Genomic DNA, 13,507 nt, shown 5'->3' with positions numbered 1-13,507 from the left:
CGCCTGATCCGGGGTAGACGGACTCCCATGACCCGCACCCCTGACGTCGACCTGACCGCCCTCGTTCCGGGCCGCCACGGCCTCCGGGACCGCCTTCTGTCCGTGGACCTCCGGGTCTTCGAGTCGGTCGCGGCGCGCCACTGGCCGGGCGGCGATCCCGTGCTGCCGCGGCTGAGCCGCAGCGCCAACCACGGGCTGCTGTGGTTCGCGACGGCCGCCGCCGTGGCGGCGAGCCGCACGCCGCGGGCGCGCCGGGCCGCCACCCGGGGCCTCGCCTCGCTCGCTCTCGCCTCCGCGACGATCAACACCGTCGGCAAGCGGTCGGTGCGCCGCAGCCGTCCCGCGCTGGACCCGGTGCCGGCGATCCGGCAGCTGAAGCGGCAGCCGATCACCACGTCGTTCCCCTCGGGACACGCCGCCTCGGCCGCCGCCTTCGCGACGGGGGTGGCGCTGGAGTCCCGTGGCTGGGGAGCGGCCGTGGCGCCGCTCGCCGCGGCGGTGGCCCTCTCCCGTGTGTACACCGGGGTCCACTTCCCGAGCGACGTCCTCGCGGGCGCGGCGCTGGGCGTGGGCGCGGCGTACGCCGTCCGCGGCCTGGTGCCCACCCGGGACCAGCTGACCGCGCCGGCGCGGCCGCGGGTGGAGGCGCCCGCGCTGCCCGACGGCGCGGGCCTGGTCATGGTGGCCAACACGGGCGCGGGGACTCCGGAGCGGGTCCGCGCGCTGGCCGACGCACTGCCGGCGGCCGAGCTCGTCGAGTGCGAACCGGCGGACATACGGCAGGAGCTGGAGAAGGCGGCGGCCCGCGCCACGGTGCTGGGCGTGTGCGGCGGCGACGGCACGGTGAACGCCGCCGCCGAGATCGCCCTGCGCCACGACGTCCCGCTCGCCGTCCTCCCGGGCGGCACCCTCAACCACTTCGCCCACGACCTCGGGGTGGAGGGCGACCACGATCTCGTCCGCGCGCTCCAGCAGGGCGAGGCGGTCAAGGTGGACGTCGGCCGGTTCGTGGCCGGCACCCAGGAGGGAATCTTCCTCAACACGTGCAGCCTGGGCATCTACCCGGAGCTGGTGCGGGAGCGGGAGAACTGGTCGAACGTGATCGGCAGCTGGCCCGCCGGGGTGCTCGGCGCGCTGCGGGTGCTGCGGGCGGACCACCATCCGCTGCGGGCCGAACTGAACGGCCGGACGCACCCGTTGTGGCTGCTGTTCGCCGGGAACGGCACCTACCACCGGGTGGGCCTCGCGCCCGCCCGTCGTTTCGATCTCGCGGACGGGCGTCTCGACGTCCGTGTCGTGCACGGCGGGCGCCATCCTGCGGTGCGGCTGCTCGCCGCGGCCTTCGCCGGTCCGCTCACCCGCTCCCCCGCGCACGCCGCCGTGCGGGTGGGCCACCTGACCATCGACGGCGTCGACCCCGGCACGCTCCTCGCCTACGACGGCGAGGTCACCGAGGTCAGCGACCGGGTGACGCTCCGCAAGAGCCGCGAGGCGCTGACCGTGTACCGCCCGCAGCCGGCGGGGTGAGCCGGGCGGCCGGACCCCCTCCGGCCCGGCCCCTTCCTCCGGCCCTTCGGCCCTTCCTCCGATTCCCTCCTGACGGTCCGACCGGCACACACGCGGCACCCAACCACGCATGTCCATATAGCAAGATGCTGGTCTCATCATTCGACATGACCGCGTACGGTGAAGCCATCGCCCCGCGGAGTGCGTGCACGCCCCGCCGAGGCCCCGTACACATCGAAGGGGACCGGTCATGTCGAAGTCGCAGGAGACCGCCGTCTACACGCACGGCCATCACGAGTCGGTGCTGCGCTCGCACACCTGGCGCACCGCCGCCAACTCGGCGGCGTACCTCCTCGACTCGCTGAAGCCCCACATGAAGATCCTCGACATCGGCTGCGGACCGGGCACCATCACCGCCGACCTGGCGGAACGGGTGCCTGACGGGCACGTCACCGGCGTCGACCACGCGGCGGGCGTCCTGGACCGGGCACGGCAGGAGGCCGCCGGACGCGGACTGCGCAACGTCGACTTCGCGGTCGCCGACGTGCACGCGCTGGACTTCCCGGACGACACGTTCTGCGTGGTCCACGCCCATCAGGTGCTCCAGCACGTGGGCGATCCGGTCCAGGCCCTGCGCGAGATGCACCGGGTCACGAAACCGGGCGGCTTCATCGCGGTCCGCGACTCGGACTACGCGGCCATGACCTGGTACCCGGCGGTGCCGGGCATGGACGACTGGCTGGACCTGTACCGGCGGGTGGCCCGCGCGAACGGGGGCGAGCCGGACGCCGGCCGGCGTCTCACGTCGTGGGCGATGGCCGCCGGCATCCGGGACATCACGTCCTCGTCGAGCACCTGGACCTACGCCACCGAGGACGAGCGCGCCTGGTGGAGCGGCCTGTGGGCCGACCGCACGGTGGCCTCGGCGTACGCGGAGCGGGCCACGGAGGGCGGTCACGCGACGCCGGAACAGCTGCGCGCGGTGTCGGACGCCTGGCGGCAGTGGGGGCGGGCTGAGGACGGCTGGTTCGCCGTGCTGCACGGCGAGGTACTGGGCCGCAAGGCGGTCTGAGCCGTCACGGCGCCCGCCCCGGGACCAGAGAGCTGGTCCCGGGGCGGGCGTCGTCGGGTTCAGGGACCGCCCGGCGCCGTCACGGGGCGGTGCGCGTGAACCCCGCGAGGTCCGTGAAACCGCTGAGGCCGGGCAGCTCGGTGAAGGAGTACGCGGCCCAGGGACCGGTGAGTTCCACCCGCAGTCCGGGCTGCTCGCGGACGCCGCGGTTCACCCGCTCGACGAACTGCTCGGACTCCGCGCGCGGCACCAGATAGGCGGCGTTGAGCACCTGGGAGTAGGCCAGATCGGAGGGCGCCGCGCTCTGCGGGGCGTGCAGCCTGCTCTCCGTGGCGCGGCCGGCGAGGGTGGCGTGCAGCCGGTGCGCGAGCCCGTCCGCCCGCTCCCCCGTGTACCCGGAGGCCCCCGCCGTGTCCGCGTACACCTTCACGTCCCACTCGACCCGGCCGTCGAGCCGGTCCAGCGTCGTGAGGAACTCCTCCCGGCGCTCCTCCATCATCACGCGCACGCCGCTCTCGTCCCGCAGGACCGTGGCGAGCCGCAGCGGCAGCGGGCTGGTGACGCCGGTGAGGGCGTCGATGACGCCCTGGTGGGCGCGCGCCGTCGCCTCCAGCCAGGCCACGTCCTCCAGCCTGCGGCGCAGCGGTTCCGCGGCGAACTCCTCGTCCGGGACGGAGCCGACCACGGCGACGAGGTCGTCGTGCCGCAGCAGCTTGGGCGGGACGCCCGCGACACCGGTCAGCTCGGCCGACAGCGCGGCCGGGAAAGGGCGGCAGATCGCATAGACGTACGGCAGTCCACTCATGGGGTCTCTCCTCCCGCGGGTCCCCGGGCCTGCGGGGACCCGGCGCACGGCACCGGGCCGCCTCAGGGGCCTTGTCACCATCGTGCTCTCCGTTCCGGGCTCAGCGCACCACGGCCGTCTCGACGAGCAGCCGGGCCGCGGCGGCGATCGACCGCGCGCCGATACCGGCGGTGCGCAGCCGCCCGGCCGGGCCCGCCGAGCCGGGCACGCTCCGGACGGCGAGCCGGGCGGGGCGGGGCACCGGACGGCCGTCGGTGAAGGCGTCGAGCACCCCGTCGCCGCGACCGCGCTCCTCGCGGTGGTCCTCGACGGTGATCAGGTGCCGAGTCGGCGGTGTCGGCCCTCACGCTGCCTGCCCGCAGCGCTGCACCAGGCCGACGAGTCGGCCGGTGTTCACGAGTCTCCTTCCGGGCGGCTCGCGGCCTCGGGACGGTCGTCGCCGGGTCCGGCCGTCCCGGCGGGCGCGGCGGGGTTCGCCGGGCCGGGCGGCGCTCCGGCGACCCGCGCCAGTTCGGGCGCGGAGGTGTCCAGGGGCACCGACCAGGCGCGGACCAGGCCCAACTGCACCGACTGGCGCGGCAGTACGGCGTCCAGGAGCCAGTCGGCCGCGACGCGGACGCGGTTGGCGGGCATGGCGGCGAGGTGGTAGCCGCGGGTGACGGCTCCGGCGAGCGGTCCCGACAGGGGCACACCGAGGGGGTTGGCCGCCGCGTCGACGCCGCCGAGGTCGACGGTGAAGCCGAGGTCGCGGTGGCGGTAGGCGCGGCGTTCGCCGACACCGAGCGAGGCGGCGACGTTGTGCGCCGCGATCTTCCCCTGACGCCAGGCGTGCTGGGCCGTCATCGGGGTGTACTCGCCGGGCTTCTCCAGGTCGGGTACGGCCGCCGCGTCACCGCAGGCGAACACATCGGCGTGGCCCGGCACCTGCAGGAACGGATCGACGAGGAGCCGGCCGCGTTCGAGGGGCCGGCCGAGCCCCGCGACCAGGGGGTCGGGGCGGACGCCGACGCACCATGCCAGGGTCCTGGTGTCGACGAACTCGCCGTCGCTGAGGCGGACTCCGTCGGGGGTGGCCTCCTCGACCGAGGTGCCCGTGCGCACGTCGACGCCGCGCTCGCGCAGCACGCGGTCGGCGGTGCGCGAGAGCCGCTCGTCCAGTTCGGGCAGGACGCGGTCCGCGGTGTCGAGCAGCAGCCAGCGCGGCCGGACACCCTCGGGCAGCGACCGCTCGCGGACCAGGGCGTCGGTGAACAGCTGTCCCTGCGCGGCGACTTCGGTTCCGGTGTAGCCGGCGCCGACCACCACGAAGGTGGTGCGGGCGGTGGCGCTCTTCGGGTCGTCCGACCCGGCGGCGAGTTCGATCTGCCGGGTCACGTGGTCCCGCAGGTAGAGCGCCTCGGGCAGGCCGCGGAAGCCGTGCGCGTGCTCGGCGACTCCGGGCACGGGCAGCAGCTTGTTGACGCTGCCGACGGCCAGCACGAGACGGTCGTACGTCAGCGTGCCGCTGTCGCCCTCGGGGTCGGTGTAGCGCACGGTGCGGGCGTCGAGGTCGATCCCGTCGGCCGCCGCCTCGCCGAGCACGAGGCGGACCCCGGGCAGCGTCCCGGTCAGCGAGACGGTGACCCGGCGTGGCTCCAGGACACCGGAGGCGACCTGGGGCAGCAGCGGCAGGTACAGGAAGTAGTCGGTCGGGTTCAGCAGAGTGATCTCGGCCTTGCCCCGGGCCAGCCGCGACAGGGTGCGGGCCGTCCGGTAACCGGCGAAACCGGCGCCGACGATCAGAATGCGGGGTCGCCTCACGATGCTCCTCTGGCGGTGTCGCTTGCGGTGTCGCTCCTACGGGCTTTCCACGTCCCCCCGACGGGACGGCCCAAACACGGGCACCCCCGGCGTTTCGCCGCTCCGGCGAGAAGGGCCACAGGGCCGGGCCCGGCCCTGTGGCCGGCTCGTCCCGCTGGGCCTCGACGGTTTCCAGTCTGCTCCCGGCGGACCCCCTTCGGCACGACGGGCGGGACACCCGCGCACGGCTGCCCGGTCCGCCCCGGCAGGGGCGGACCGGGCAGTCGGAGCGTCAGCGCGCCTGGTGGAGGTACGTGTCGGGGTCGCTCGCGCGGTGGGCGCCGGGGTCGGACACGCCGGGCGTCACGGCCGGGACCGGCGGGTACAGGACCCCCATGCCGCCGGGCGGGGAGGCCGGCGCGGTACCGCCGAGGATCCGTCCCGGCGGGGTCGGCTCGCTCGCGTGACCGGTGTCCGGACGGTCGGCGGTGGCGGGCCGGGCCATGCCGCGCAGCACGAAGGCGGCGACACCGAGGGCCGCCGCGGTGACCAGGGCGGCGGCCCAGCCGGGCAGCCCGAGGGCGAGCGCGAGACCGAGGGCCAGCGCCAGCGCGGCTCCGCCGTACAGGGCGGCGGCGCCCGAAGCGGCGTACAGCGCGGCCGTGCGCCGCTGCTTGCGCGTCTGCTCGCGCAGTTCGTCACGGATGGTCTCGCGGGCCACCGCGGTCAGTTCGTCGACGAGTCCTTTGTCCAGATGCTCCAGGTGATCCAGGTGCTCGATGGGCTTCATGGTGTGCGGGTACCCGGGTGTCCGTCCGCGTAACGGACCGCCCTGTAGGCGCCGTCGGGCCGTACCGGCCGTCCCGGAGTGGCGTCGGACGGCGATCGTCCGAAACGATCTCCGTCCCGGGCCGACCCCAACTAGGCTCGTCCTCATGGAGATTCTGGGAGCCACGCTGCGCGTCTGCGTCGACGACCTGGAGACTGCGGTCCCCTTCTACGAGCGGCTCGCCGGCGGCCGCGCGCTGCGCTTCGAGCGCGGCGGTGTGTCGGTCGCCGCGATCGGCTGCTTCCTGCTGATGAGCGGGCCCGAGTCGGAGCTGGAGGTGCTGCGCAAGGTCGCCGCGACGATCGCCGTCAAGGACGTCGAGGAGACCGGCCGGGTCCTCACCGAGCTGGGGGCCCGCGTCATCGCGGGCCCGGTGGCGACACCGGGCGGCCGCAATCTCATCGCCCTGCATCCGGACGGCTCGGTGTACGAGTACGCCGACCGCGACGGCTGACCGACGGACCCCGGACTCCCGCCGTGCGGTGGGAGTCCGGGACCGTGGACACGGCGCGGCGAGGGCCGTTCAGAGGGCGGACGGCGGCCGCATACGGAAGTCGTAGCGCGCGGGCAGGGGTTCGTCGCTGAGCCGGGACCACAGCAGCCCGATGGTCTCCGCCCCCTCCCGCAGGTCGGCGACCTCGAAACCGGCGTCGAAGACCGCCCGCGCACCCGCGCGGTTCCCCTCGGCGAGCAGCAGCCCGGCCTCGACGAGGCGGAACCGGCCGCGCTCCCGCACGCCCTGCGGCAGCCGCTCCCACACGGCACGGGCGTCGGCGGTGCGTCGTACGGCGAGCAGCGCCTCGATGGCCTCGCGGCCGAGCGCGGCCGTCGCCGCGGTCCAGCGCTCCCCGTCGTCGCGCCGCTCACGGCACAGGTCGTCGAAGGCCTCCCGGTAGCGGTCGGCGGCCCGCTCCGGGTTCCCGCTCTGCTGGTCGGCGACGGCGAGGCAGCGCAGCAACGGCCAGATCGACGGGGCGAGTTCGAGCGCGCGCTCCCAGCTCCGCACGGCCTGGGCGAGGTCACCGGCGTGCCACTGGGCCACGCCCAGGTGGTACTCGGCGGCGGGCACCGCGGGTGCCGTCTCCAGCATGTCCCGCCAGTGCGGGGCGACCAGCGACTCCCCGGGCGGGCCGGCCCGGCGGGGCTCGGGGAAGGCACCCGAGCGCAGCAGTTCGCGCCACGGCGCCTGGTCCTCGCCGAGTGTGGACTCGTCGAAGGGTGTCCCCGGCAGCTTGTGGGCGGCGCGCAGGACTTCGAGCGCTCCCCAGCCCGATCCGGTGGCGAGCACCTCGCCCGGTTCGGTGTCGGCGTGCGGCAGCCAGGCGGCGTACGCGGCGTCGACGGCGTCCCGGGGCAGGGCGCCGTCCAGCCGGCGTCCGGTCTCCGCCCGCGCGGCGTCCCAGTCCGTTCCGTGGACGGTCGCCGCGTCGACGGACAGCGGGCCGTACGCCTCCAGCCAGGAGATGTCGCTCTCCGCTTCGAGCCGCACGTGTTCGAGCTGGGTGCGGGCGAGTCCGGCCTGGATCTCGCAGTACCCGCCGGTGCCCGGTTCGGTGAGCCACTCCTGCCAGCGCCGGCCGCCGGGTCCCGAGCCCCAGACGAAGAGCTTGCGCCCGCGCAGGGTGTCGGTCGAGGTCTGCACGAGTCCCTCGCCCGCGTCGTCGAGCGCGGTGATCCAGCGGCGCTGCCCGTCGGGCACCTCGTAGAAGTAGTCCGCGGGGAAGGTGCTGTTCAGCGGATAGGTGCGGTCGGTTCCGTCGTACTCCGGCACGGGCACCGGGCGCAGCCGCCGCTCGTAGCCGATGGGGGCACCTCCCACGCCCTCGGGGCTGTGGGGGAGCCAGGCCTCCTCGGCCGGGGCGATCACGCGGCGCTCCTCGGGGACCGCGATGTTGGACCACCAGTACAGGGGCGCGGGCCGCTCGTGCGGGTTGCGGACGCGGACGCCGACGTACAGGAAGTCGGAGCCGTCCGGCAGCCAGAGGTCGACCTGGAAGGGGAGGTCGCGCAGCCGCTCCCATTCCCACAGGCGCAGCATCTCGCCGCCGTCGGGGGCGGGTACCCGCGCGGCGTGCACGGGTGAGCACGACAGGGTGGTGTGCCCGGTGGCGCCGATGTTCCATTCGATGCCGCCGGAGAACCACGCGCCGTTGAGGGCGAAGCAGGCGGGCTGCATCACCGGGTTGCGGTAGAGGAGTTCCCGGTGGGTGGGCTTGTGGAAGAGGGAGACGACGCGGCCTCCGTGGCCGGGCAGCACGGTGGCCCGCAGCCGGTCGTTCTCGATCACGACGGTGTCGAGCTCCGCGGGCCGGCGCTCGCGTCCGTAGCCGTCGCGGATGCGCTCCGGCAGCACGCTGTGCAGCGGCTCGTAACCTATCTGGCGGGCCATGTCGCGCGGCAGGCCGACGCGGTCGCGGTCGTCGATGGTGTGGGTCTCGTCGAGGGTCCGCAGGGGCGGCAGCGGGTTGCTCGGTCCCAAGTCCGCCGCCGGGAGGGTCAGTACGTCACGTCGGATCGTCGTCACGATGACCATGGAACATGGTCATCGGTCAGCTGACCAGGGTCTCCGCTCGTCAGGTTCGGGTCAGGATTGCGCAAAGGCCCCGACGACGACGTCCGCGAGGAGCGCGCCCGCGGTGCCGTCGGGGTCCAGGTCGGGGTCGTAGATGGTGATGTTGAGGCCGACGCAGCGCGGGGAGCGGACCAAGGGGCCGAGCAGCGCCAGGAGTTCGTCGGGGAACAGGCCGCCCGGGTCCGGGCTGTCCACGGCGGGCATCACCGCAGGGTCGAGGCAGTCGGCGTCGAGGTGCACCCAGAAGCCGTCCAGCCGCGGGAGTTCGAGGGCGGCCAGGGAGGCACGGGCGGTCGCGTCGGCGCCCCGGGTGCGCAGTTCCCCGACGGTCGTCGTGGGAATCCTCAGGGCGGCGAGCTCCTCCAGGTCGGAGTCGTCGTCGCGCATCCCGAAGAGGTGGACGTCCTCGTCCCTCAGGTAGGGCCGCAGCCCTTCGAGATCGGACAGGTCCTCCTGGCCGCGCCCGGTGGCGATCGCGACTTCCTCGCCGCCCGCCGCGCCGATCCGGTCGGAGTTGCCGGGGTGCCGGAAGTCGGCGGAACCGTCGACGGCCGCGAGCCCGAACCGTCCGATGCGGCGCAGCGCGAGGGACGCGCCGAGCTGGATGGAGCAGTCCCCGCCGAGGACGACGGGCAGGTCGCCGGCGCGGACGTGCCGCTCGACGCGGTCGGCGAGGATCCGCGTGTAGTGGGCGATGGCCGCCGCGTTGAAGACGCCGTCGCCCTCCTTCCAGTCGCCCCGGTCGTAGCGCGGGGGCACGACGACCCCGCCCTCCAGGGCGCCGAGCCGCTGCACGATCCGCTGTTCCCGCAGTGCGCCCGCCAGTTTGTAGCAGCCGGGCACGGTGCCGGGGGCGGGTGGCCGCAGGCCCAGGTTGGAGGGGGCGTCCAGTACGACGATGTTCCGCATGGGATCATCCTCACCCGTCGGACGGCGCCCGTGGAAGGGGATCGCGGAACGGTCGGACGAGGTGCCGGTCCGCGTCCGGCGCGCGCGGCCGGGCGGTCAGCGGGCTGCGGTCATCTCCGCCGTGATCGCCCACCGTTCGTGGTCGCGCCAGGCGCCGTCGACGTGGATGAAGGCCGGCGAGAACCCTTCGAGGCGGAAGCCGCACCGCCGGGCGAGGGCGATGGACGCGGCGTTGCCCGGCTGCACGTTGAGCTCCAGCCGGTGGAGCCCCATCGTCCCGAAGGCGTACCGGACGACGAGTCCGAGGCCCTCGGACATGAGCCCGCGGCCGGCGGCGTGCGCGAACGCCCCGTAGCCGAGGGCGCCGCACAGGAAGCCGCCCTCGACGATGTTGTTGATGTTGACGAAGCCGGCGATGCCCCCGCTGTCGCGTTCGCAGACGAGGAACCCGGCCTTGGTCCGGTCCTCGATGAGCCGTCCCGCGTACGCGGCGTAGCCGTCGGGGCTGCCGGGCGGGAACAGCCACGGCTGGTGGAGGCTCCTGCTCTCCCTGGCCCGCGCGGTGAACTCGTCACCGTCGTCGAGGGTGAAGTGGCGCAGGCCCACCCGCGGGCCCTCGGCGAGATAACCGGCGTTCTCAGGCATCCCGTCACCCTAGTCGAGCCCGTGATCAGCGCCTGCGTCGCATGGCGTACGCACCGCACAGCGCGCCGATCAGCCCGGTGGCGAGGAGGGCCACCCACAGCGGCATGGTCACCTCGGGGACGATCAGCCGGATCCTGGTGCTGCGGGTGTTCTCGAAGATGAAGATCAGGGCGAGGACGCCCAGCACGGCGACGACGATCCTGGCGGGCGTCATCGGCCCTTCGCGGGTGCTCTTGCCGCTGGTGGGTGCGTTCTCGGTGGTCTTGCGGCTCATGCGTCCAGCATGGGCCCGACGGCACGCGTCCGCACGACGGAAGGATCTCGGGGGGGGCGGGACACCCCTCGCGGCTCCCGGCGCCGGTCCCCCGCGCCCGGTCCCGGGGCTCAGCCGGCGACGACCGGCAGCTCCAGGGTCCCGGTGTCGCCGGGCGCGCTCGTCACGGTCACCGGCTTCACTCCCCTGTTCCCGGTGTACGCGTCGTCGCTGGCGGCGACGACGAACCGGAGCCGGTGGCCGGCCTCGTACCGGTGGACGATGCCCGGCAGGGTGATGGTGAAGCTCTTCGTCACGTCCGGGACGCGAACCGGGGCCACCAGCCGGTGCACGAGCGCCTTGCTGCCGTCGGGTGCCACGTCGTACAGCTTGGCGAAGAGGACCAGCTTGTCGGCGGCGTCTCCCGAGTGCTGGACCCGCTCGGTCACCGGGGAGACGACCTTCAGCCGGGCCCGGGGCGAGCCGACGACGTCGAGGGGCCGGGGCAGCGGTTCGCCGGTCCAGCCGAGGAAGGTGCCCGCGGTGTCGTACGGAGCCGGGTCGGCCAGTCCGGCCGGCGCGGCGAGGGAACGCTCTGAGTGACTGCTCGGCACCAGCAGGTTGCGGTACACCCGGCTGCCGCGGGCGACCTTCGCGCGGTTGTCGACCAGCTTCCCGTCGCCGGAGAGGTACAGCGTCCGGTCGGGCACGGGCACCCGTGGGGCGGTGGCGTACCTGGCGTCGGGGTCCGTGATCCAGTCGCGGTAGTAGGCGAGGGCCGGCCCGGTGCCGGCGCCCGATCGGCGGTGGAGGTGGCGGTCGAACCAGGCGAGGACCCGCCGGCCGACATAGCTGGTCTCCAGATTGCCCTGGCTCAGGCTGAGTTCACCGGTCGCGGGGTCGGTGAGGCCCCCGCTGTGTCCCCAGGACTGCCAGATCATCCGGGCCTCGGTGCCCTGTGCCGTCAGCGTCCTGTACGTCGCTGTCGCCTCGGTGAGGTTGAAGAGGCTGTCGGCCTGCCCCTGGACGAGCAGGGTGGGTGCCCGCACGCTCCGCAGGTACGAGGCGGGCGAGACGCGGCGCGCGTACCGCAGCAGCGACTCGGTCCGGGCGGCCGGATAGGTCCCCGAGTTCAGGGTGCGCATGATGGCGCAGGCTTCGGTCACGAAGTGCAGGCAGCCGAGGGTGTTGACGCGGGTGGGGTCGAGGTTGGCCGTGGTGAGCGGCTGGCTCTCGCCGATCAGGTAGAAGCCGTTGCCCCACTGCCATTTGAAGGCGCCGGGCACCTGCCGGGCTCCGGCCGCGTTGTTCGGGGCGAGGGCGTACGCGAGGTCGTTCCAGGTGATGAGCGGGACCAGGGCGTCGACGCGGTGGTCGACGGCGGCCGTGGCCAGCTGGACGGCGCCTCCGTACGATCCGCCGATCATGCCGACGCGGGGGTCGTCCCGGCCGTCCCGGGTGACGTAGTCGGCCGTCGTGCCGTCGTCGGCGGCGCGGGTGCCCGCGAGGAAGTCGACGAGTGCGGAGGCGGCGCGCCCGTCGGTCCTCGGGTCGTCGAGGGAGATCAGGCATCCCGACTTCCCGAAGCCGAGCCCCGAGTAGACGAGGCTCACGTAGCCGCGGGCGGCGAACGCCTTGCCGATGCCGTCCGTGGAGCCGTCCGCCTTGCTGCCGCCGAAGCCGTTGGTCGCGAGGACGGCGGGCGCTGGATGCTCCCGGTCCACTCCGGCGGGCCGGTACAGGTCGGCGTCGACCGTGCAGTCGCGGTCGCCTGCCCGGACGGTGAAGGTGAGCGGCGTGACCGTGTACCGGTCGGTGGCCGAGGCGGCGGGCGCGGTGAACGCGAGCGGCGCGGCCAGCGCCGCACCGAGCGCCAGGGCGAGCGGTGCACGGGACGCGGACCCGCGCGAGCGACCGGACAACGAAGACCTCCACGCTGAGGACGACCGACGGGCCGCGGCGGGTCCGCCGGGCCGGGACCCGGGGGACGCGCCGCGCTACCGACCGGTACATACCGGTCGGTAGTCATGCTGTGACACGTGTCATCCGGGGTCAATCACCGGTAAGAGTGGTTCTCGACCGGGCTGCGGTGACCGCGTCGCGCGTCCCGTGCCGTCAGGCCAGCGCGGGCTCCTCCAGGGTCAGCGTCCCGGCGTCCGCGTCGAGTTCGGCCCGGACGCCGAACGGCATCGTCAGCGCGCCCTCGGCGTGCCCGAAGCCGAAGTGCTCGACGACGGGCACCCCGAGGTCCCCGAGACGGTCGGCGAACACCGCGCGGAGTTCCTCGTAGGGCCCGCAGTCGACCCACGAGCCGAGGGCGATCCCGGCCACCCCGTCCAGCCAGCCGGCGCGCAGCAGTTGGGTCAGGATCCGGTCCGTGCGGTAGGCCTCCTCGCCGATGTCCTCGATCAGCAGGAGTCCGCCGCGGGCGGACGGGCGGGCGTGCGGGGTGCCGAGGTCGGCGGCGAGCAGGGACACGCAGCCGCCCAGGGTGACGCCGCTCGCCCGGCCGGGCACCAGCGCGCCGGCCTCACCGGAGGAGAGGGTCCGCACGGAGTCCGGTTCGAAGAGGGTGGCCCGCAGGTGTTCCTGCGCCCGCGCGTTCTTCAGGAAGTCGAGGGCCGCGATCATCGGTCCGTGCAGGGTGGCGAGCCCGACGCGGGTCGCGAACGCCTCGTGCAGTGCGGTGATGTCGCTGAACCCGAGGAAGACCTTGGGGCCGGCGGCCCGGATCGCGTCCCAGTCGAGCAGGTCGACCATGCGCTGCGCGCCGTAACCGCCGCGGGCGCACAGCACCGCGGTCACGTCCGGGTCGCACCAGGCGGCCTGGAGGTCGGCGGCCCGGTCGGCGTCCGTCCCGGCGAGGTAGCGGAACTCGCCGTGCCGGTCGAGGACATGGGGGCCCACCACCGGGTCGAGGTCCCAGCCGCGCAGGATGTCGAGTCCGGCCTCGAGACGCTCCTCGGGGACGGGTCCGCTGGGCGCGACCACGGCGACGCGCGCCCCGGCGGCGAGCCGCGCCGGCCGGGTCAGGGGGTTGACGGTCGAGGTCGTTCGGGTCACGCGTACTGCTCCCGTTCCTGGTGCCGATCTTCGTGCGGGTCCTGCTGGTCGTGCGGGTGACTGTCACTCGTGCG

At 74.3% G+C, this 13,507-nt stretch carries 12 protein-coding genes and 1 pseudogene; 3 read left to right on the top strand and 10 right to left on the bottom strand.

Features of this window, described 5'->3' with window-relative positions:
• The first annotated feature begins 27 nt into the window (after nt 1–27).
• Entirely contained in the window at nt 28–1,527 is a 1,500-nt protein-coding gene (locus tag B0675_RS20205; protein ID WP_081220220.1) for a bifunctional phosphatase PAP2/diacylglycerol kinase family protein, read from the top strand.
• Nucleotides 1,528–1,756: 229 nt separating this feature from the next.
• The gene (locus B0675_RS20200) at nt 1,757–2,578 is read left to right on the top strand and encodes a class I SAM-dependent methyltransferase (RefSeq protein WP_081220219.1); all 822 of its coding nucleotides are present in this window, start codon (nt 1,757–1,759) and stop codon (nt 2,576–2,578) included.
• Nucleotides 2,579–2,657: 79 nt separating this feature from the next.
• Here B0675_RS20200 and B0675_RS20195 read toward each other — a convergent pair whose 3' ends face one another.
• The 4 genes and pseudogenes from B0675_RS20195 to B0675_RS20180 form a co-directional block, all read right to left on the bottom strand.
• Nucleotides 2,658–3,383 carry a GvpL/GvpF family gas vesicle protein gene (locus B0675_RS20195; protein ID WP_081220218.1) on the bottom strand — a complete coding sequence of 242 codons (726 nt, stop codon included), beginning with the start codon at nt 3,381–3,383 and terminating at the stop codon, nt 2,658–2,660.
• A 100-nt stretch (nt 3,384–3,483) separates the two neighbouring features.
• A pseudogene (locus tag B0675_RS20190) lies at nt 3,484–3,702 on the bottom strand (transketolase); the annotation flags it as partial.
• 74 nt (nt 3,703–3,776) lie between these two features.
• Entirely contained in the window at nt 3,777–5,183 is a 1,407-nt protein-coding gene (locus tag B0675_RS20185; RefSeq protein WP_081220217.1) for an NAD(P)/FAD-dependent oxidoreductase, read from the bottom strand.
• A gap of 271 nt (nt 5,184–5,454) precedes the next feature.
• The gene (locus tag B0675_RS20180; protein WP_241539820.1) at nt 5,455–5,952 is read right to left on the bottom strand and encodes a phage holin family protein; all 498 of its coding nucleotides are present in this window, start codon (nt 5,950–5,952) and stop codon (nt 5,455–5,457) included.
• A 145-nt stretch (nt 5,953–6,097) separates the two neighbouring features.
• On the opposite strand from B0675_RS20180, the gene B0675_RS20175 reads away from it, so the two are divergent.
• Complete coding sequence (locus B0675_RS20175) at nt 6,098–6,445, top strand: VOC family protein (protein WP_081220216.1); 348 nt, start codon at nt 6,098–6,100, stop codon at nt 6,443–6,445.
• Between the two features lie 69 nt (nt 6,446–6,514).
• On the opposite strand, the gene B0675_RS20170 is transcribed toward B0675_RS20175, so the two are convergent.
• From B0675_RS20170 to B0675_RS20145, 6 genes are all read right to left on the bottom strand, one after another.
• Nucleotides 6,515–8,524: a DUF5107 domain-containing protein gene (locus B0675_RS20170; RefSeq protein WP_081220215.1), complete on the bottom strand. Its 2,010-nt coding sequence runs from the start codon at nt 8,522–8,524 to the stop codon at nt 6,515–6,517.
• 51 nt (nt 8,525–8,575) lie between these two features.
• On the bottom strand, nt 8,576–9,472 hold the full coding sequence (locus B0675_RS20165) for an arginase family protein (protein WP_081220214.1): 897 nt from the start codon (nt 9,470–9,472) through the stop codon (nt 8,576–8,578).
• 96 nt (nt 9,473–9,568) lie between these two features.
• Complete coding sequence (locus B0675_RS20160) at nt 9,569–10,117, bottom strand: GNAT family protein (RefSeq protein WP_081220213.1); 549 nt, start codon at nt 10,115–10,117, stop codon at nt 9,569–9,571.
• 25 nt (nt 10,118–10,142) lie between these two features.
• Nucleotides 10,143–10,391, bottom strand: a complete 249-nt coding sequence (locus B0675_RS20155) for a DUF1049 domain-containing protein (protein ID WP_081220212.1) — start codon at nt 10,389–10,391, stop codon at nt 10,143–10,145.
• A 110-nt stretch (nt 10,392–10,501) separates the two neighbouring features.
• The gene (locus B0675_RS20150; RefSeq protein ID WP_107482682.1) at nt 10,502–12,292 is read right to left on the bottom strand and encodes a CocE/NonD family hydrolase; all 1,791 of its coding nucleotides are present in this window, start codon (nt 12,290–12,292) and stop codon (nt 10,502–10,504) included.
• Between the two features lie 193 nt (nt 12,293–12,485).
• Entirely contained in the window at nt 12,486–13,433 is a 948-nt protein-coding gene (locus B0675_RS20145) for an LD-carboxypeptidase (protein WP_081220211.1), read from the bottom strand.
• Nucleotides 13,434–13,507 lie beyond the last annotated feature (74 nt).

It is taken from the genome of Streptomyces sp. M41(2017), from assembly GCF_002078175.1.
Classification (GTDB): Bacteria; Actinomycetota; Actinomycetes; order Streptomycetales; family Streptomycetaceae; genus Streptomyces.
Note: the sequence above shows the minus strand (reverse complement) of the source record. Positions and strands in the feature narration are given on the sequence as shown.